Raw genomic sequence first — 17,183 nt, forward strand, 5'->3', positions numbered from 1 at the left:
CCATGGCCCACTTCGGCGACTACCAGAACGAGATCTACCTGCAGGGCCTGGCCGGAGTGGTGCCGCCGCTGCCGATGGCCTTCGCGGAGTTGGAGGCCAAGGCCGCCACGGCGCTGCCACCCTCGGTCTGGTCCTACGTCGCGGGCGGGGCCGGCGACGAGCGCACGCAGCGGGCCAACTGCACGGCCTTCGACGGGTGGGGCCTGATCCCGCGCATGTTCGTCGGCGCCGCCCAACGCGACCTGTCCGTCGAGCTGTTCGGCATGACCCTGCCATCGCCGGTCTTCATGGCGCCCATCGGCGTCATCGGCCTGTGCGCCCAGGACGGCCACGGCGACCTGGCCACCGCGCGCGCGGCCGCGCGCACCGGCGTCCCGATGGTGGCCTCGACGTTGACGGTCGACCCGATGGAGGACGTCGGCGCCGCCCTGGGCGACACCCCCGGCTTCTTCCAGCTGTACACACCGACCGACCGCGACCTGGCCGCCAGCCTGGTCCAGCGCGCCGAGGCCGCGGGCTTCAAGGGCATCGTGGTCACCCTCGACACCTGGGTCACCGGGTGGCGCCCCCGCGACCTGGGCACGTCGAACTTCCCGCAACTGCGCGGGCATTGCCTGGCCAACTACACCAGCGACCCCGTCTTCCGCGCCGGCCTGCCGCGGCCGCCTGAGGAGGACCCGCAGGGCGCCACGCTGCGCTGGGTCCAGGTCTTCGGAAACCCCCTGACCTGGGACGACCTGCCCTGGCTGCGCTCGCTGACCGACCTGCCGCTGCTGGTGAAGGGGATCTGCCACCCCGACGACGCGCGGCGCGCCATCGACGGCGGCGTCGACGGCATCTACTGCTCCAACCACGGCGGGCGGCAAGCCAACGGCGGCCTGCCCGCGATCGACTGCCTGCCGGGGGTGGTGGCGGCCGCCGACGGGCTGCCGGTGCTCTTCGACTCCGGCATCCGCAGCGGCGCCGACGTCGTCAAGGCGCTCGCGCTGGGCGCGACGGCGGTCGGCATCGGCCGCCCGTACGCCTACGGCCTGGCCCTCGGCGGCGTCGACGGCATCGTGCACGTGCTGCGGGCGATCCTCGCCGAGGCCGACCTGATCATGGCCGTCGACGGTTATCCCACCCGCAAAGATCTCACCCCGGACACGCTCCGGCGCGTCACCTGAGCCCAAGCCCCGGCGCCTGCGAACGTAAAGGCGTGGAGGCGATCCTCGACGAGTTCGACCAGTACCTGGACCTGCAATGCGGCCGCTCGGCGCACACCCGCCGCGCGTACCTCGGTGACCTGCGCTCGCTGTTCGCGTTCCTCGACGGCCGGGGCCTGGAGGCGCTGAGCCTGCCGGTGCTGCGGGCGTGGCTTGCCGCGGCCGCCGGTGCCGGCGCGGCCCGCACCACGTTGGCCCGTCGCACCTCGGCGATCAAGGCGTTCACCGCGTGGGCGGCGCGGCGCGGCCTGCTCGCGGCGGATCCGGCCGTCCGGCTGCAGGTGCCCAAGGCGCACCGCACCCTGCCGTCGGTGCTACGCCAGGATCAGGCGCTCGACGCAATGGCCGCCGCGAAATCCGGTGCCCAGCAAGGCGATCCGCTCGCGTTGCGAGACCGCCTGATCGTCGAGCTGTTGTACGCCAGCGGAATCCGGGTCAGCGAGCTGTGCGGCCTGGACCTCGACGACGTGGACGCCCACCATCGGCTGGTCCGGGTGCTCGGCAAGGGCAACAAGCAGCGCACCGTGCCGTTCGGGATGCCGGCCGCCGAGGCCCTGACCGCGTGGCTGACCGACGGCCGCCCCGCCCTGGTGACCGCGGACTCCGGGCCGGCGCTGCTGCTCGGCGCGCGCGGCCGGCGGCTCGACGTGCGTCAGGCCCGCACCGTCGTGCACCAGACCGTCGCCGCGGTGGACGGCGCGCCCGACATGGGGCCGCACGGGCTGCGGCACAGCGCGGCCACGCACCTGCTGGAAGGCGGCGCCGACCTGCGCGTCGTCCAGGAGCTGCTCGGCCATTCCAGTTTGGCGACCACCCAGCTCTACACCCATGTCGCGGTGTCGCGGCTGCGGGCGGTGCACGACCAGGCGCATCCGCGGGCGTGACGGCCGGGGCGACCTACCCGCCGAGCGGCTTCAGCCGGATCGGCGTCGACCTCAACAGCCCCAGCGGGTCGACGTAGTCGGCGCCCGACGCGGGCCCCCACATCGCCCCCCAGTGCAGGCAGGCCGCGGCCCGGCAGCCGGCGTGCCCGGCCTCCAGCGACCCGATCACGGTCCCGGCCGTCACCGCCTGGCCGGCGCGCACCACCGCCCGGACCGGCTCGTAGCTGGTGCGCAACCCGCCGGGATGCGCCAGTGAGACCACGGGCCGCCCGGCCAACAGCCCGGCGAACACCACGGTCGCGGGGCCGGCGGCGTAGACCGGCTGACCCGGGGAGCCCGGCAGGTCCACGCCCCGGTGCCCGGGATGCCAGTCGGGCGACGGGGCGTCGAATCCGCGGGCTTGCCGGTCCAGGGCCGGCGGCGGCCGCAGCGGCCAGTCCAGCCGCACGTCGTCGGCCCGCGCCGGCGCGGCGCACAGCAGTGCCAGGATCAGGAGCATCGCCGGCCGCACTGGGCGAGTACAGCGGGGCCCGCGCGACCCCGCCACTCACCGCTGTGGAAAAAGCACCTGCTGAGACGGTGTAAACTCCTGGTCGCAGCTCGTTAGCGGGCTGACTTCGCGCGCCTGCAACCAAGAGATTGCCGTGCGGTCCCGTCCGGGACATCCAGGACGGGTGCGGCATTCCGCAGGCGCCAGGGCCCGGCTTCACCCGATGCCGGGCGACAACCGACAACAAAGGAATCGCGGCAATGGCTGTCGTAACCATGAAGCAGCTGCTTGACAGCGGCACCCACTTCGGGCATCAGACCCGTCGCTGGAATCCCAAGATGAAGCGGTTCATCTTCACCGACCGCAACGGCATCTACATCATCGACCTGCAGCAGACGCTGACCTTCATCGACAAGGCGTACGAGTTCGTCAAGGAAACCGTCGCCCACGGAGGCACGGTGCTGTTCGTCGGCACCAAGAAGCAGGCGCAGGAGTCCGTTGCGGCCGAGGCGACCCGCGTCGGCATGCCGTACGTCAACCAGCGCTGGCTGGGCGGCATGCTCACCAACTTCTCCACGGTGCACAAGCGGCTGCAGCGCCTCAAGGAGCTCGAGGCGATGGAGCAGACCGGCGGCTTCGAGGGTCGCACCAAGAAGGAGATCCTGGGCCTGACCCGCGAGAAGAACAAGCTGGAGCGCAGCCTCGGCGGCATCCGCGACATGAACAAGGTGCCGTCGGCGATCTGGGTCGTCGACACCAACAAGGAGCACATTGCCGTCGGCGAGGCCCGCAAGCTCAATATCCCGGTCATCGCGATCCTGGACACCAACTGCGACCCCGACGAGGTCGACTACCCGATCCCGGGCAACGACGACGCGATCCGCTCCGCCGCCCTGCTGACCAAGGTGATCGCCTCCGCGGTCGCCGAGGGCCTGCAGGCGCGCGCCGGGCTGGGCCGCGGCGACGGCAAGCCCGAGGCGGAGTCCGCCGAGCCGCTGGCCGAATGGGAGCAGGAGCTGCTGGCCTCGGCCACAGCAACGGCCGCCGCCACCGCTACCGCCCCCACCGACGCCGCTGCGGGCCCCACCGAATCGACAACTGACCCTTCATAGGAAGGCTGACCATTGGCGAATTTCACCGCTGCCGACGTCAAGCGGCTTCGGGAACTCACCGGCGCCGGCATGCTCGACTGCAAGAACGCGCTGGCCGAGACGGACGGCGACTTCGACAAGGCCGTTGAGGCGCTGCGGATCAAGGGCGCCAAGGACGTCGGCAAGCGCGCCGAGCGGGCCACGGCCGAGGGACTGGTCGCCGCCAAGGGCGGCGCGCTGATCGAGCTGAACAGCGAGACCGACTTCGTCGCCAAGAACGCCGAGTTCCAGAAGCTTGCCGACCAGGTCGTCGAGGCCGCGCTGCAGGCCAAGGCCACCGACGTCGGCGCCCTCAAGGTCGCCAAGATCGGCGACACGACCGTCGAGCAGGCCATCGCCGACCTGTCGGCCAAGATCGGCGAGAAGCTCGAACTGCGCCGCGTGCAGTACTTCGACGGTAACGTCGAGGCCTACCTGCACAAGCGCGCGGCCGACTTGCCGCCGGCCGTCGGCGTGCTGGTCGAGTTCGAGGGCGAGAGCCAGGACGCGGCGCATGCCGTCGCACTGCAGATCGCGGCGCTGAAGGCCCGCTACCTGTCCCGCGACGACGTCCCCGAGGACGTGGTGGCCAGCGAGCGCCGCATCGCCGAGGAGACCGCCAAGGCCGAGGGCAAGCCCGAGCAGGCGCTGCCCAAGATCGTCGAGGGCCGCCTCAACGGCTTCTTCAAGGACGCCGTGCTGCTCGAGCAGCCGTCGGTGTCCGACAACAAGAAGACCGTCAAGGCCCTGCTCGACGAGGCCGGGGTGACGGTGACGCGGTTCGTTCGCTTTGAGGTGGGTCAGGCTTAACCGGCGCGCCACAGCGGCTAGCGTCGTTGTCATGCGACGCGTGCACGCTTTCGGTGACGATGCCCTCGGTGACCTCGACGCAGTCGGCCTGGCCGACGCCCTCCGGGCGGGTTCAGTCGGCAGAGCCGAGGTCACCGAGGCCGCCATCGCCCGGACCGAGGCCGTCGACCCGGTCCTGAACGGAACGGCGCACAAGGCCTACGAGCAGGCGCGGGCCGCCGCGGCCGGCGGCCCCGCCGCGGGTTTCTTCAGCGGCGTCCCGACGTTCGTCAAGGACAACGTCGACGTCGCCGGCCAGCCGACGATGCACGGCACCGACGCGTGGACGCCGTGGAACGCGACCTCCGACAGCGAATTCACCCGGCTCTACCTGGCCACCGGGGTGGCGCCCGTGGGCAAGACGCAGTTGTCGGAATTCGGGTTCAGCGCGTCCGCCGAACACCCGCGGCTGGGGCCGGTCCGCAACCCCTGGGACACCGATTACAGCGCCGGCGCCTCGTCGTCGGGGTCGGGCGCGTTCGTCGCCGCGGGCGTGGTGCCGATCGCGCACGCCAACGACGGCGGCGGCTCGATCCGGATCCCGGCCGCCTGCAACGGGCTGGTCGGGCTCAAGCCGTCGCGGGGGCGGCTGCCGCTGGACCCGCAGCTGCGCCGGATGCCCGTGGGGATCGTCGCCAACGGGGTGGTGACCCGCTCGGTGCGCGACACCGCGGCGTTCTATCGCGAGGCCGAACGCATCTGGCGCAACCCCAAGCTGGCGCCGGTGGGCGACGTCGCCGGCCCCGGCAGGCGGCGCCTGACGATCGCCGTGGTGACGCGGTCAGTCCTGCGCGAGTGCAGCCCGCAAGTGCGTGAGCTGACGCTGAAGTCCGCCGCCCTGCTCGAGGAACTCGGCCACCGTGTCGAGTACCTCGACAAACCGCCGGTGCCGGCCAGTTTCGTCGACGACTTCGTGCTGTACTGGGGATTCTTGGCGCTGGCGCAGGTGCGCACCGGGACCCGCCTGTTCGGCAAGACGTTCGACCGCACGAAGCTGGACAGCCTGACGCTGGGGCTGGAGCGCAACACCGGCCGCAACCTGCACCGGCTCCCGCTGGCGATCGTGCGCCTGCGCCGAATCCGTCGGCGCACCGCGCAGCTTTTCGGCACCTACGACGCGGTGCTGACCCCGACGCTCGCCGACGAGACACCCCGCATTGGCTACCTGGCGCCCACCGACTATCACCAGGTCATCGACCGGCTGATCGACTGGGTGTCGTTCACCCCGCTGCAGAACGTCACCGGCGAGCCCGCGATTTCGCTGCCGCTGGCCCAATCCGCCGACGGCATGCCGGTGGGCATGATGCTGTCGGCCGACCTGGGGCAGGAATCGACGCTGCTGGAACTCGCCTACGAACTCGAAGAGGCGCGGCCGTGGGCCCGCATCCAGGCCGCGTAGCTTGGTGGCGGCGACCCGTTTCGCCCGGCTTCGCCGCCCTCGCGATCGCCGTGTGATCAGCCGTCGGATCCGAGCTTCTCGAGCATGCGCTTGAACTCGCGCTGCTGCGCGTCGGTCAGCTTGCCCAGGATACGGGCATCGGCGACGCGGACCGCGGCCTCCGCGCGCTTCAGCAGCGCGCGGCCCTGACCGGTCAGCGTGGCCGGTAGCGCCCGGCCGGAGGAGACCGACGCCGGCCGCTCCACGGCCCCAACGTCTTCCAGCCCCCGCAGCACCGTGTTCATCGCCTGCGGTGTGACGTTGGTGTGCCGGGACAATTCCGCGCTCGACATTCCCGGGTGCATCGAAAGGATGCGCAGGCAGACGAATTCGGGCAGCGTCAGGCGCAGCGGACCCAGCACCGCGGAAACCTCCGGCCGCAGCACGGCTCCCACCCGGTACAGCAGGTAACCCAGCGGAGCGTCTTCGGCCTGGCCCATGTCAGCGATCTTGACATATCCGGGGCGCCGGGCTGCGCATCTTCGCCGGTGCGGTTCAGCGCAGACGTGGTTCCCGGGCGCCCAACGGGGTAACCCACAGGGGATCCAGACGTGAAGGAGCGCCGATGGGCGATGCAATCGAAATGACTCAAGGGGTGGCCGAGCACGCGCGGCGGGAAGCCGACGCCTACCGCGGCGACAACCCCCGACCGCTGGAGGGCTACACCGTGGTCCTCGCGATCTACGGCGCCCTGGTCGCCCTGGCCGGCGTCATCGCCGCGGCCACCGGACGCACGCTGCCAGAGCGCTGGAGTGTCCAGGACCTCCTGACCGTCACCATCGGCACCCACAAGCTGTCGCGCACGGTGTCCAAGGACGCCGTGACCAGCCCCTTACGGGCGCCGTTTGCGCGCTACGCGGGTTCCGGCGGCCCGGCCGAGGTGATGGAGGAAACGCGCCACGGCAGCGCGCTGCGGCACAGCTTGGGGGAGTTGTTGACATGCCCCTTCTGCCTGGACATGTGGGTGGCCACCGCGTTCGTCATCGGGTTGATCTTCGTGCCGAGACCGACCCGGCTGATCGCGGGCACCTTCACCGCCCTGGCCGGCGCCGATTTCTTGCAGCTGGCCTACGCGCGGGCCCAGCAGCTGGCCGAGGGCTGACAACCGAGGAGGTCCAGTGCCCAAGACGACGAAAGGCGGCGCGGCAAAGAAGAGCGAATTGCCGAGCACCCTGCAGCGCTCCGACGCCAAAGCGCAACGCACGTTCGCAAAGACCCACGACTCGGCCGCCGAGGAGTACGGCAGCGAGGAGCGCGCCCACCGGGTGGCGTACTCGGCTCTCAAGCACGGTTTCGAGAAGGTCGGAGACCACTGGGAGCCCAAGGAACAGAAGGGCCCGTCGGACGAGCTGGCCGAGCGCGGCGGTCCGGACAACAGCGGCCGGTCGGCCGAAGGTGTTGACGCCAACGCCAGCAAGAAGCATCTGCTCGACGTGGCGCGCCGGCTTGATGTGCGCGGTAGGTCGACGATGAACAAGTCGGAATTGGTCGACGCGATCAAGAAGCAGAACCGGCGGGTGCGCGGCCGCTGACGGCGTTTGGGCGGCGATGGCGCCGGGAAGTCGGCTCTTTAAAGCCCGATCGTCGGGGAGTCGGGCGAGGACCGGGGCTCCTCAACGGTTCGGGTGCTACAGGATTGGCCGGCCTCCCGTGACGGCGATTCGCGCGCCGGAGATATAGCTCGCGTCGTCGGAGGCCAGTAGCACGTAGATGGGGGCCAGCTCGGCCGGCTGGCCGGCGCGCCCCAGCGGTACGTTGTCGCCGAACGACTCCACGCTTTCCGGGGGCATCGTCGACGGGATGAGCGGCGTCCATATCGGGCCCGGCGCCACGCTGTTGACCCGGATTCCCTTGTCGCCCAGCAGCTGCGCCAGGCTGGCCGAAAAATTGGCGATCGCCGCCTTCGTCGCCGCGTAGGGCGCCAGGGTGGGGTTGGGCGAATCGGAGTTGACCGACGAGCTGCCGATGATCGACGAGCCCGGTTTCATGTGCGCCACGGCGGCCTTGGCGAGGTGGAAATAGGCGCCGATGTTGAGCCGGAACGTGTAGTCCCATTCCTCGTCACTGATCTCATCGAGGCTCTTGTGCATCATTTGGTAGGCCGCGTTGTTGACGAGGATGTCGACGCCGCCGAATTCCTCGACCGCCCGCGCGACCACGGCGCGGCAGTGGGCCGGGTCGGAGAGGTCGCCGCGCATCAGCACGCAGCTGCGGCCGGCGTCTTCGACATAGCGGGCGACATCGCGCGCGTCGTCGTCCTCGTTGAGGTAGGAGACCAGCACGTCGGCGCCTTCACGCGCAAATGCGATGGCGACGGCGCGGCCTATGCCGCTATCGCCTCCGGTGATGATCGCCTTTTTGCCGGAGAGTTTGCCCGAGCCCCGGTAGCTGTTTTCGCCGCAGTCCGGGACGGGATCCATTTGCGCCTGCACACCCGGAACTTCTTGTTGCTGCGCCGCAAAACTCATTTCTGACAGGTCCTTTCACGCTTTCGCATTGGCTTCAACACCCCCCCTTTGGCTGCGGCTACCCCGCGCGGGCGGAACTAATCGCGTCCTCACGGGGTGATGGCAATGGTGCCAATGTTAATTCTGTGGCGTGAAAGTCGCTGCGGGAAAAAATAATCACCGGCACCGTTAATGCAGGTAGCGGCGCACATTTCGGACAATTCGGCGGTGATTCGGAGTTTAGCGGCCCGGCCAAAGGGTTATCTCCACGCAGTGCGGTTATCGCCCTCTGTGTGGGAGCGATTGTTCGACACGAAAGGAATACGATGAAGGTCACCACTACCGCTGTAAAGAGTGCTATTGCTGCCGGAGCTGTAGCGGCTGCAGGCGTTTTCGCAGCAGCAACCGCTTCCGCCGCGCCCAACATCCAGGGCTTCGGCACCAGCGAACAGCTCGTCGACGGGCCCATGGTCACCAACTACACGGTGAGCAATCTGCAGCCCAGCAACGTTTCGATTCCGGGCTACACGCCCAAGGGAACGCTCTACCAGGCCGACATCACGGCCAGGTCGGATGCCGGGATCGTCACCCCGATGGTCAAGGACTTCAGCGCCCGCGGGCCTAACGGTCAGACCTACAAGCTGATCGACAAGGCCGGTGCGCCGGGCAGCCTCAACCCGGCGCCGATCCCGCAGGGCCAAGAGTCCACCGGAACGCTGTACTTCGACGTGACCGGCGCGCCGCCGAACGGCGTCGTCTACAACGACGGAATGCAGGACATCCTGATGTGGACGTCGAACGTGCCCGGCGCCTCGACGCCTGGCGAGCCGCCGAACGCAAGTCCGGCACCGGGCCAACCGCCGGCCCCGGCGCCCCACGCGTAGTCCGGTAGCAGCCATCTCCCCGCGCCACCCCGATGGCGCGGGGAGATTTGCGTATCCGGGAGTCCCGCGCGCCCGAATCGGGTACCCGACACTCATGAGTAATCCCGATCACAGACCAGCCGAAGTACGCGCCCAAGCCAAGCTCAATGCCAGACGGGCGCGCGTGGCGATGGACGAGCGACGCAGCAAGACGGACGGCGGGATCGCCGGCTGGGTTGCGGACCGCGCCGGCAGGTGGGACCTCAGCGGCCAGGACGAGGCCACCCTGCAGCGCCAGAAGTTTTTCTGGAATGTGCTGGTGGACTACTGGTTCCGGATGGAGGTCGACGGCTGGGAGAACATCCCGCCGCAGCCGCCGGCGCTGCTGGTGGGCATCCACTCGGGCGCCCCGTTCGTCTGGGACGCCTGGACCGTCGGCCTGCAGTGGTGGCGGCGCTTCGGCCAGGACCGCCCGCTGCACGGCACGGCCCACGACGCGCTGATGGCGATCCCGGTCTTCGGGCGCTACTTCCGCTCGATGGGCGTGCTGCCGGCGGCCCCGGACGCGATCGCCACCGCGCTGGCGGAGGGGCGCGACGTGGCGCTGTGGCCCGGCGGGGAAGTGGACTCGCTGCGTCCGTGGATCGAGCGGGACCGCGCCAACCTCGCCGGGCGAAAGGGCTTCGTGAAAATGGCGATTCGTGCCGGCGTCCCGATCGTGCCGATCGCGACCGTCGGCGGAGCCGACGCGATGCCGGTGCTGATCCGCGGCGACCGCTTGTCGAGGGCGCTCAAGCTTGACCGGCTGCTGCGGCTCAAGGTCTTCCCGGTTGCCGTGTCCATACCGTGGGGTATCGCCCCGGCGGCGCTGCCGCAGTTGCCGGTGCCGGCCAAGATCAGGACCCGGTTCATGCCCGCCGTCGAGCTCGAGCGCGACCCGGCACGTGCCGACGATGACGACTACGTCGACCGCAAGTACCACGAGGTCGAGGACTCGATTCAGGAAGGCATGGACGCGCTGGCGCGAAAGCGGGCGCTGCCGCTCTTCGCGTGAGCCGATCCGCGAAAAACCTTGCGCCACGGGATTCGTCGCGGCTAGTGCGCCACTGGGTCGCTGGCCGGCCGTGTCGTCGACGTCCAGAGGGGGGGCAGCGTCGACCCGCTGAGGACCCATTCGGGGTGCGGCGGCGTGGACGCCATGTAGCCCACCCCACGCACCGTGTCGACCAAGGATTCGTGTTCGGGTCCCAGTTTGGCGCGCAGCCGCCGCACGTGAACATCGACCGTGCGGACGCGACCGTTGCAGTCATAGCCCCACACTTCGTGCATCAACCTGGTACGTGTGAACGCCCGGCCGGCATGCTGCACAAGGAAATTCAGCAGTTTGAACTCGGTGAGCGTCAGCCCCAGGTCCGCACCGTCGAGCGACCCGGTGAAGCTGGCCGGGTGCAGCAGCAGATCGCCGAATTTCACGGTGCCGTCCATCGCGCTGCGGCGGCGCGAGATCGCCAGCCGCAGCCGCGCCTGCAGCTCGTCGGCCCCGGCGGCGGGCAACAGCACGTCGTCGACGTGCCAGTCGACGTCCACCGCCGCGAAGTCCGCCGGCGCCACCACGGCCACCACCGCGATGGACGGCGCGTCGGAAGCCAACCGGCGGCAGGCACTGCGTGCGGCCTCGAGATCGGTGCGCGCGTCGATGATCGCTACGTCGCCGTTATCGGGGACGCCGCCGGTGAGGGGAACACGCCGCACCTGGTGCGCGAAATGCTTCAGGGTGGGCAGGGCCGTTTCGAAGTCGTCTACACCCGTAAGTAGTAAAACGTCCAACGACATCTCCAAACTCGTGAGTTTGTCATCGCCCCCCACCCGTAGGCACCTCACGGCGAGATGTCTGCCAGCGCAGCGCTGGGTACCCGATTCAGAGCCAAACTATGCAAAGTTTATTGCCCCAGTTCGCGGGGTCCATGCTCCGGCCCGGGAATGCCGATGGGTCCGGCCCGTTTACACGGACCGGACCCATCCTTGCGACAAGCTGCTACTGGTTGGACTTCTGGCGCTCCTCGGCCGCCTTGGCACCGCCGCGCGCGGCCTCGGCCTGGGCTTCCTTCTTTGCCGCGTCGCGCTGAGCCTCAGCCTTGTCCTGCTGGGCCTGGCCCTCGCGCGTGAGATCATCACGCCCGGCCACCGCACCGACGGCCTCCTTGGCCTTGCCCTTGACGTCCTCGACGACGCCCTTGACCGCCTCGGCAGGTCCTGACTTGTTCTCGTTGTCCGCCATGGATTGTTCCTCCTCATTGGCGTACGTGGTTGAGCAACTGCTCAGCGCCGATCGCACAAGCGATCGGCCCGTTACACGGTGGGGCGTGGTCCTTATTCTCCAGACCGTAAGTTCGCCCCCCGCGATGGTGACTATTCCCCGTGCCGCCGCCCGCTCAAACATCCGATGCCGGAAGGGAAGCGGCGCCGGAATCCACTTAAATCGCCAACTGTGCAGATAATGCACCCCGCCCGCGCCACATTGTGTTGCGATGAGGCAGGATGTGAAATGCCGTTCCGGATGAGTTCGCCCGGGATGGCACTCTCATGCGAGGAGTCTGATGACGGAGCCGACGAGAAGCGCCAACGGCGTACCGGAAAGCCGATCCCAGTATTCGAGAGTCCTGCTCAAACTCGGTGGCGAAATGTTCGGCGGCGGCCAGGTCGGGCTGGATCCCGACGTCGTCGCCCAGGTCGCCCGCCAGATCGCGGAGGTGGTCCGCGGCGGCGTGCAGGTCGCCGTGGTGATCGGCGGGGGCAACTTCTTCCGGGGCGCGCAGCTGCAGCAGCGTGGCATGGAGCGCACGCGCTCGGACTACATGGGCATGCTCGGCACCGTCATGAACAGCCTCGCCCTGCAGGACTTCCTGGAGAAAGAGGGCATCGTCACCCGGGTCCAGACCGCGATCACGATGGGCCAGGTGGCCGAGCCCTACCTGCCGTTGCGGGCCGTCCGGCACCTGGAGAAGGGCCGGGTGGTGATCTTCGGCGCCGGCATGGGCCTGCCGTACTTCTCCACGGACACCACGGCCGCGCAGCGGGCACTGGAGATCGGCGCCGACGTGGTGCTGATGGCCAAGGCGGTCGACGGGGTGTTCTCCGCGGACCCGCGCCTGAACCCCGAGGCCGAGCTGATCACCGCGATCAGCCATCGCGAGGTCATCGACCGCGGGCTGCGAGTGGCCGATGCCACCGCGTTCAGCCTGTGCATGGACAATGGCATGCCGATCCTGGTGTTCAACCTGCTGACCAATGGGAATATCGCTCGGGCGGTCGCTGGTGAGAAGATCGGGACGCTGGTCACCACCTGAGGGGAAGACGCGGAAATGATTTGCGCCGGCGATAGTGCAAAAGCGGCGATGTGGGGGTACCACCCGCTTGCGGGGGAGAGGAGTGGCGCCCATGATTGATGAGGCTCTCTTCGACGCGGAAGAGAAAATGGAGAAGGCCGTATCGGTCGCCCGCGACGACCTGTCCACCATCCGCACCGGGCGCGCCAACCCGGGCATGTTCAACCGGATCGTGATCGATTACTACGGCACCAACACGCCCATCACCCAGCTGGCCAGCATCAACGTTCCCGAGGCGCGGCTCGTCGTGATCAAGCCCTACGAGGCCGGTCAGCTGCACGCCATCGAGACGGCCATTCGCAACTCGGACCTGGGCGTCAATCCCACCAACGACGGCACCTTGATCCGGGTGGCGGTGCCGCAGCTGACCGAGGAGCGTCGCCGCGAGCTGGTCAAGCAGGCCAAGCACAAGGGTGAGGAGGCGCGGGTGTCGGTGCGCAACATTCGCCGCAAGGCCATGGAGGAGCTGCACCGCATCCGCAAGGACGGCGAAGCCGGCGAGGACGACGTCGGCCGGGCGGAAAAGGATTTGGACAAGACCACCCATCAGTACGTCACCCAGATCGATGAGTTGGTCAAGCACAAAGAAGGCGAGCTGCTGGAGGTCTAGCGGCCGTTCAGCAACGTATCCGTGGTGACTACCGGCGCAGGCAGCCCGTCCGACGAGCCGCGGCGTGGGTCCCGGGAGGCGACGCAGCAGCCGGCCAAGAAGACTTCGCGGGCCGGGCGCGACCTGCGGGCCGCGATCGCGGTGGGCCTCAGCATCGGCGGCGTTCTCGTCGCGACGCTGGTGTTCGCCCCGCGGTGCTGGGTGATCCTGTGCTCGGGGGCGATCCTGGTCGCCAGCCATGAGGTGGTGCGGCGACTGCGCGAGGCCGGATACGTCATTCCGCTCATCCCGTTGCTGATCGGCGGGCAGGTCACCCTCTGGCTGACCTGGCCGTATCGTTCGGCCGGTGCGCTGGCCGGCTTCGGGGCTACCGTGGTGGCCTGCATGGTGTGGCGGCTGTTCCAGCAGGACAACAGCAGGCGGCCGGAGCCGTTCGCCGGTTCACCCTCGGCGAACTACCTGCGCGACGCGTCCGCCACCGTCTTCCTGGCCGCCTGGGTCCCGCTGTTCGCCTCCTTCGCCGCCATGCTGGTCTACCCGAAGGACGGCGCCGGGCGGGTGTTCTGCCTGATGATCACCGTCGTCGCCTCCGACGTGGGCGGCTACGCCGTGGGGGTGCTGCTGGGCAAGCATCCGATGGTCCCGGCGATCAGCCCGAAGAAGTCGTGGGAGGGGCTCGTCGGCTCGCTGGTGTTCGGGATCACGGCCGCGATCCTGACCGCGACCTTCCTGGCCCACAAACCGATCTGGGTCGGCGCGCTGCTCGGCGTCGTCCTGGTTTTGACGTGCACGCTGGGTGACCTGGTGGAGTCGCAGATCAAGCGCGACCTCGGGATCAAGGACATGGGCCGGCTGCTGCCCGGTCACGGCGGCCTGATGGACCGGCTCGACGGTGTGCTCCCCTCGGCGGTCGCGGCGTGGACGGTGCTGACGCTCGTGCGCTGAGGTGGCCGATACTGGACGGGTCATGGTCCAACAACTGGTCTTCACCGAATCCCGCCCGGGCAAGCCGCCGCGGCACCTGGCCGACCTCGACGCCGCGGGCCGCGCGTCGGCCGTCGCGGAGCTGGGCCTGCCGGCTTTTCGCGCCAAGCAGCTCGCGCACCAGTACTACGGCCGGCTGATCGCCGATCCGCAACAGATGACGGACCTTCCCGCGGCCGTGCGTGACGTGATCGCCCAGGCGATGTTCCCGACGCTGCTCACCGCGGCGGCCGAGGTCACCTGTGATGAAGGGCAGACGCGAAAGACGTTGTGGCGGGCCCTCGATGGCGCCACCGTCGAGTCGGTGCTGATGCGTTACCCGGACCGCAACACGGTGTGCATTTCGTCGCAGGCCGGGTGCGGCATGGCGTGCCCGTTCTGCGCCACCGGCCAGGGCGGGCTGACCCGCAACCTGTCCACCGCCGAAATCTTGGAACAGGTGCGGGCCGGCGCGGCGGCGCTGCGCGACGACTTCGGGGACCGGTTGTCCAACGTGGTCTTCATGGGCATGGGGGAGCCGCTGGCCAACTACGCCAGGGTGCTGGCCGCGGTGCGGCGCATCACCGAACCCCCGCCGCACGGCTTCGGCATTTCGGCCCGCTCGGTGACGGTGTCCACGGTGGGCCTGGCCCCGGCGATCGGCAAACTCGCCGACGAGCGCCTCGCCGTCACGCTGGCGCTGTCGTTGCACGCGCCCGACGACGAACTGCGCGACACGCTGGTCCCCGTCAACAACCGGTGGAAGATCGCCGAGGCGCTCGAGGCGGCCCGGTACTACGCGGACGTGACTGGCCGGCGGGTGTCAATCGAGTACGCCCTGATCCGCGACGTCAACGACCAGCCCTGGCGGGCCGACCTGCTGGGCAAGCGGCTGCATCGCGCGCTCGGCCCGCTGGTGCACGTGAACCTGATCCCGCTCAACCCGACCCCGGGCAGCGACTGGGATGCCAGCCCCAAGGCGGTGGAGCGGGAATTCGTGCGGCGGGTGCGAGCCGCCGGGGTGTCCTGCACGGTGCGGGATACGCGCGGGCGTGAGATCAGCGCCGCGTGCGGGCAGCTGGCCGCCGAGCACTGAGCCCTCGGGGTGAACCGGGCGGCCCGCCGGTGCGTCTTCAAGGCATAACCCAGCAAACCAGGGGGTGCCATGATGCTTCGCTTGTTGTCTCCGCTCAAGTTGTTTGCCGCGGCCGTTTTCGCCGCAGCACTGATCTTCGGCCTGGCCGAGGCCCCGCGCTCGGCGGCCGCCGACGACCGCCTGCAATTCACCGGGACCACGCTCGGCGGCGCGGCGTTCAACGGCGCCAGCCTGCAGGGCAAGCCCGCGGTGCTGTGGTTCTGGACGCCGTGGTGCCCGTTCTGCAACGCCGAGGCCCCCGGGGTCAGCCAGGTCGCGGCCGCCAACCCGGGCGTCACCTTCGTCGGCGTCGCGGCGCACTCGGACGTCGGGGCCATGCAGAACTTCGTCTCCAAGTACAACCTGAACTTCACCAACCTCAACGACACCGACGGCTCGATCTGGGCCCGCTACAACGTTCCGTGGCAGCCGGCCTACGTGTTCTACCGGGCCGACGGCAGCTCGACGTTCGTCAACAACCCCACCGCGGCCATGCCCCAGAGTGAACTGGCCGGCCGGGTGGCCGCGCTGCGCTGATCGGATGGACCGCGCTCTGGTGGGCCTGGCCTTCGCCGCCGGATTGGTCGCGGCCCTGAACCCCTGCGGGTTTGCCATGCTGCCCGGATACCTGCTGCTCGTGGTGCGCGGGCCGCGGTCCCGCGAACGTGCACTCACGGCGAAAAAATCACCGAAATCTCGCCGCCGCTGCACGTTCGGCGCACGGTACGGGACGGGCCCCCTGGTCCCGCTCGGCCGTGCCCTGGCGGCCACCCTCGGGATGGCGCTGGGCTTCGTGACCGTCTTCGGGTTGTTCGGCGCGCTGACCATCTCGGCGGCCAGCACCGTGCAGCGCTACCTGCCCTATGGGACCGTGGTGATCGGGATTGTGCTTGTCGCGCTTGGGGTTTGGCTGCTCTCGGGGCGGGACCTGACGGCGCTGGCGCCCCGCCCACTCGGCCCGCGGTGGGCCCCGACGGTGCGGCTGGGCTCCATGTATTCGTATGGCGTCAGCTACGCCATCGCCTCGCTGTCGTGCACCGTCGGGCCGTTCCTGGCGGTCACCGCCGCCGGCGTCAAGGGATCGGTCCTCACGGGCGTCTCGGTCTACCTCGCCTACGTCGCGGGGCTGACCCTGGTCGTGGGGGTCCTGGCGATCGCCGCGGCCTGCGCCAGCTCGGCGCTGGCCGATCGGCTGCGCCGCGCCCTGCCGTTCGTCAACCGGATCAGCGGCGCGCTGCTGGTGCTGGTCGGGCTCTACGTCGGCTACTACGGCGTCTACGAGTTGCGCCTCTTCAACGGTTACGCGAGTCCCGGGGACACGGTGATCACCTCGGCCGGCCGGCTGCAGGGCGCGCTGGCCGGCTGGGTTCACCAACACGGCGTCGCGCCCTGGGCGGTGGCCCTGTTCGTGCTGGTGTCCGGGGCGGTCGCGGCCGCCTGGTATCGCCGGGTGCGGCGGCTACCTGACCCAGCCGCGGCGGCGGCCCCACAGGTCGCGCACCAGAACGAAGAGCGTCAGCGCGGCAAACCCGATCAGGAACCAGTTCTCGATGTGGCCGACGTGGTTCCCGCGCAGCATGGCCAGTAGGAAGATCACGATGACCAGCCCGGTGGCGTGCCAGGTGCGGTGATTGATCCTGCTCCACCCCCACGCTGCCGACGGCACCTCGGCGACGTCGACGCCGTTGAAGTGCTCCACCTCGGTACTGGCCACGGCGAATCCCTTTCGTGATCGGCTGGTAGGTGAGATTCTGGCACATCCGCCGCGAGTCCGAGCGGGCAC

The 17,183-nt window shown here is 69.4% G+C and carries 19 protein-coding genes and 2 pseudogenes; 15 read left to right on the forward strand and 6 right to left on the reverse strand.

All coding sequences use genetic code 11. The annotated features are described in order from the left end of the window. The first annotated feature begins 2 nt into the window (after positions 1–2). Both A5787_RS10290 and A5787_RS10295 read left to right on the forward strand, forming a co-directional pair. Positions 3–1,166 carry a lactate 2-monooxygenase gene (locus tag A5787_RS10290; RefSeq protein ID WP_066965521.1) on the forward strand — a complete coding sequence of 388 codons (1,164 nt, stop codon included), beginning with the start codon at positions 3–5 and terminating at the stop codon, positions 1,164–1,166. 32 nt (positions 1,167–1,198) lie between these two features. Next, a complete protein-coding gene (locus A5787_RS10295; protein ID WP_066965523.1) occupies positions 1,199–2,089 on the forward strand; it encodes a tyrosine recombinase XerC in 891 nt (296 codons plus the stop codon). Positions 2,090–2,111: 22 nt separating this feature from the next. On the opposite strand, the pseudogene A5787_RS10300 reads toward A5787_RS10295, so the two are convergent. Then, a pseudogene (locus tag A5787_RS10300) lies at positions 2,112–2,588 on the reverse strand (M23 family metallopeptidase); the annotation flags it as partial. 251 nt (positions 2,589–2,839) lie between these two features. Between A5787_RS10300 and rpsB the strand changes: the two are divergent. Genes rpsB through A5787_RS10315 form a run of 3 tightly spaced genes read left to right on the forward strand, consistent with a single transcriptional unit; the run spans position 2,840 to position 5,957 of the window. After that, the gene (gene rpsB, locus A5787_RS10305) at positions 2,840–3,691 is read left to right on the forward strand and encodes a 30S ribosomal protein S2 (protein WP_066965529.1); all 852 of its coding nucleotides are present in this window, start codon (positions 2,840–2,842) and stop codon (positions 3,689–3,691) included. A 12-nt stretch (positions 3,692–3,703) separates the two neighbouring features. Further along, complete coding sequence (tsf, locus tag A5787_RS10310) at positions 3,704–4,519, forward strand: translation elongation factor Ts (RefSeq protein ID WP_066965532.1); 816 nt, start codon at positions 3,704–3,706, stop codon at positions 4,517–4,519. A 31-nt stretch (positions 4,520–4,550) separates the two neighbouring features. Next, complete coding sequence (locus A5787_RS10315) at positions 4,551–5,957, forward strand: amidase (protein ID WP_066965535.1); 1,407 nt, start codon at positions 4,551–4,553, stop codon at positions 5,955–5,957. A 56-nt stretch (positions 5,958–6,013) separates the two neighbouring features. Here the strand turns inward: A5787_RS10315 and A5787_RS10320 are convergent, their stop codons facing one another. Beyond that, positions 6,014–6,436 (reverse strand): MarR family winged helix-turn-helix transcriptional regulator, encoded by a 423-nt coding sequence (locus tag A5787_RS10320; protein ID WP_066965545.1) that lies wholly within the window; start codon positions 6,434–6,436, stop codon positions 6,014–6,016. 125 nt (positions 6,437–6,561) lie between these two features. Here A5787_RS10320 and A5787_RS10325 point away from each other — a divergent pair, with 125 nt between their 5' ends. Beyond that, positions 6,562–7,098 carry a DUF1360 domain-containing protein gene (locus tag A5787_RS10325; protein WP_066965548.1) on the forward strand — a complete coding sequence of 179 codons (537 nt, stop codon included), beginning with the start codon at positions 6,562–6,564 and terminating at the stop codon, positions 7,096–7,098. A gap of 16 nt (positions 7,099–7,114) precedes the next feature. Further along, the gene (locus A5787_RS10330; RefSeq protein WP_066965551.1) at positions 7,115–7,528 is read left to right on the forward strand and encodes a ChaB family protein; all 414 of its coding nucleotides are present in this window, start codon (positions 7,115–7,117) and stop codon (positions 7,526–7,528) included. 96 nt (positions 7,529–7,624) lie between these two features. On the opposite strand, the gene A5787_RS10335 is transcribed toward A5787_RS10330, so the two are convergent. Next, on the reverse strand, positions 7,625–8,464 hold the full coding sequence (locus tag A5787_RS10335) for a glucose 1-dehydrogenase (RefSeq protein WP_066965553.1): 840 nt from the start codon (positions 8,462–8,464) through the stop codon (positions 7,625–7,627). Between the two features lie 305 nt (positions 8,465–8,769). Between A5787_RS10335 and A5787_RS10340 the strand changes: the two genes are divergently transcribed. Together A5787_RS10340 and A5787_RS10345 are read left to right on the forward strand one after the other, a co-directional pair. Continuing rightward, a complete protein-coding gene (locus A5787_RS10340; RefSeq protein ID WP_066965556.1) occupies positions 8,770–9,327 on the forward strand; it encodes an MPT63 family protein in 558 nt (185 codons plus the stop codon). Positions 9,328–9,421: 94 nt separating this feature from the next. Further along, positions 9,422–10,360: a lysophospholipid acyltransferase family protein gene (locus tag A5787_RS10345; RefSeq protein ID WP_066965559.1), complete on the forward strand. Its 939-nt coding sequence runs from the start codon at positions 9,422–9,424 to the stop codon at positions 10,358–10,360. 41 nt (positions 10,361–10,401) lie between these two features. On the opposite strand, the gene A5787_RS10350 is transcribed toward A5787_RS10345, so the two are convergent. Further along, positions 10,402–11,139: a winged helix-turn-helix domain-containing protein gene (locus A5787_RS10350; RefSeq protein WP_066965562.1), complete on the reverse strand. Its 738-nt coding sequence runs from the start codon at positions 11,137–11,139 to the stop codon at positions 10,402–10,404. 202 nt (positions 11,140–11,341) lie between these two features. After that, positions 11,342–11,584, reverse strand: coding sequence for a general stress protein CsbD (locus A5787_RS10355; protein WP_066965566.1), 243 nt, complete (start codon positions 11,582–11,584; stop codon positions 11,342–11,344). A 319-nt stretch (positions 11,585–11,903) separates the two neighbouring features. On the opposite strand from A5787_RS10355, the gene pyrH reads away from it, so the two are divergent. The 6 genes from pyrH (at position 11,904) to A5787_RS10385 (ending at position 16,988) form a co-directional block, all read left to right on the forward strand. Further along, positions 11,904–12,653, forward strand: coding sequence for a UMP kinase (gene pyrH / locus A5787_RS10360; RefSeq protein WP_066965569.1), 750 nt, complete (start codon positions 11,904–11,906; stop codon positions 12,651–12,653). A gap of 91 nt (positions 12,654–12,744) precedes the next feature. Then, positions 12,745–13,302, forward strand: coding sequence for a ribosome recycling factor (gene frr, locus A5787_RS10365; protein ID WP_066965711.1), 558 nt, complete (start codon positions 12,745–12,747; stop codon positions 13,300–13,302). A 21-nt stretch (positions 13,303–13,323) separates the two neighbouring features. Continuing rightward, positions 13,324–14,247, forward strand: coding sequence for a phosphatidate cytidylyltransferase (locus A5787_RS10370; RefSeq protein ID WP_082977151.1), 924 nt, complete (start codon positions 13,324–13,326; stop codon positions 14,245–14,247). A gap of 22 nt (positions 14,248–14,269) precedes the next feature. Beyond that, positions 14,270–15,361, forward strand: a complete 1,092-nt coding sequence (rlmN, locus tag A5787_RS10375; protein ID WP_066965576.1) for a 23S rRNA (adenine(2503)-C(2))-methyltransferase RlmN — start codon at positions 14,270–14,272, stop codon at positions 15,359–15,361. A gap of 69 nt (positions 15,362–15,430) precedes the next feature. Further along, entirely contained in the window at positions 15,431–15,937 is a 507-nt protein-coding gene (locus tag A5787_RS10380) for a protein disulfide oxidoreductase (RefSeq protein ID WP_066965579.1), read from the forward strand. Between the two features lie 4 nt (positions 15,938–15,941). Continuing rightward, the gene (locus A5787_RS10385; protein ID WP_197507066.1) at positions 15,942–16,988 is read left to right on the forward strand and encodes a cytochrome c biogenesis CcdA family protein; all 1,047 of its coding nucleotides are present in this window, start codon (positions 15,942–15,944) and stop codon (positions 16,986–16,988) included. Here A5787_RS10385 and A5787_RS28105 read toward each other — a convergent pair. Beyond that, a pseudogene (locus tag A5787_RS28105) lies at positions 16,980–17,183 on the reverse strand (DUF2631 domain-containing protein); the annotation flags it as partial. The gene A5787_RS10385 and the pseudogene A5787_RS28105 sit on opposite strands and share 9 nt — an antisense overlap.

Origin of the sequence: Mycobacterium sp. 852002-50816_SCH5313054-b, from assembly GCF_001667185.1 — a bacterium.
Lineage (GTDB): Bacteria > Actinomycetota > Actinomycetes > Mycobacteriales > Mycobacteriaceae > Mycobacterium.

Excerpts from the sequence above, each read along its gene's own strand:
- A5787_RS10290 (WP_066965521.1), top strand. The coding sequence starts at position 3 with ATGGCCCACTTCGGCGACTACCAGAACGAGATCTACCTGCAGGGCCTG.
- rpsB (WP_066965529.1), top strand. The coding sequence starts at position 2,840 with ATGGCTGTCGTAACCATGAAGCAGCTGCTTGACAGCGGCACCCACTTC.
- A5787_RS10315 (WP_066965535.1), top strand. The coding sequence starts at position 4,551 with ATGCGACGCGTGCACGCTTTCGGTGACGATGCCCTCGGTGACCTCGAC.
- A5787_RS10320 (WP_066965545.1), bottom strand. The coding sequence starts at position 6,436 with ATGGGCCAGGCCGAAGACGCTCCGCTGGGTTACCTGCTGTACCGGGTG.
- A5787_RS10325 (WP_066965548.1), top strand. The coding sequence starts at position 6,562 with ATGGGCGATGCAATCGAAATGACTCAAGGGGTGGCCGAGCACGCGCGG.
- A5787_RS10335 (WP_066965553.1), bottom strand. The coding sequence starts at position 8,464 with ATGAGTTTTGCGGCGCAGCAACAAGAAGTTCCGGGTGTGCAGGCGCAA.
- A5787_RS10340 (WP_066965556.1), top strand. The coding sequence starts at position 8,770 with ATGAAGGTCACCACTACCGCTGTAAAGAGTGCTATTGCTGCCGGAGCT.
- A5787_RS10345 (WP_066965559.1), top strand. The coding sequence starts at position 9,422 with ATGAGTAATCCCGATCACAGACCAGCCGAAGTACGCGCCCAAGCCAAG.
- A5787_RS10350 (WP_066965562.1), bottom strand. The coding sequence starts at position 11,139 with ATGTCGTTGGACGTTTTACTACTTACGGGTGTAGACGACTTCGAAACG.
- A5787_RS10355 (WP_066965566.1), bottom strand. The coding sequence starts at position 11,584 with ATGGCGGACAACGAGAACAAGTCAGGACCTGCCGAGGCGGTCAAGGGC.
- pyrH (WP_066965569.1), top strand. The coding sequence starts at position 11,904 with ATGACGGAGCCGACGAGAAGCGCCAACGGCGTACCGGAAAGCCGATCC.
- frr (WP_066965711.1), top strand. The coding sequence starts at position 12,745 with ATGATTGATGAGGCTCTCTTCGACGCGGAAGAGAAAATGGAGAAGGCC.
- rlmN (WP_066965576.1), top strand. The coding sequence starts at position 14,270 with ATGGTCCAACAACTGGTCTTCACCGAATCCCGCCCGGGCAAGCCGCCG.
- A5787_RS10380 (WP_066965579.1), top strand. The coding sequence starts at position 15,431 with ATGATGCTTCGCTTGTTGTCTCCGCTCAAGTTGTTTGCCGCGGCCGTT.
- A5787_RS10385 (WP_197507066.1), top strand. The coding sequence starts at position 15,942 with ATGGACCGCGCTCTGGTGGGCCTGGCCTTCGCCGCCGGATTGGTCGCG.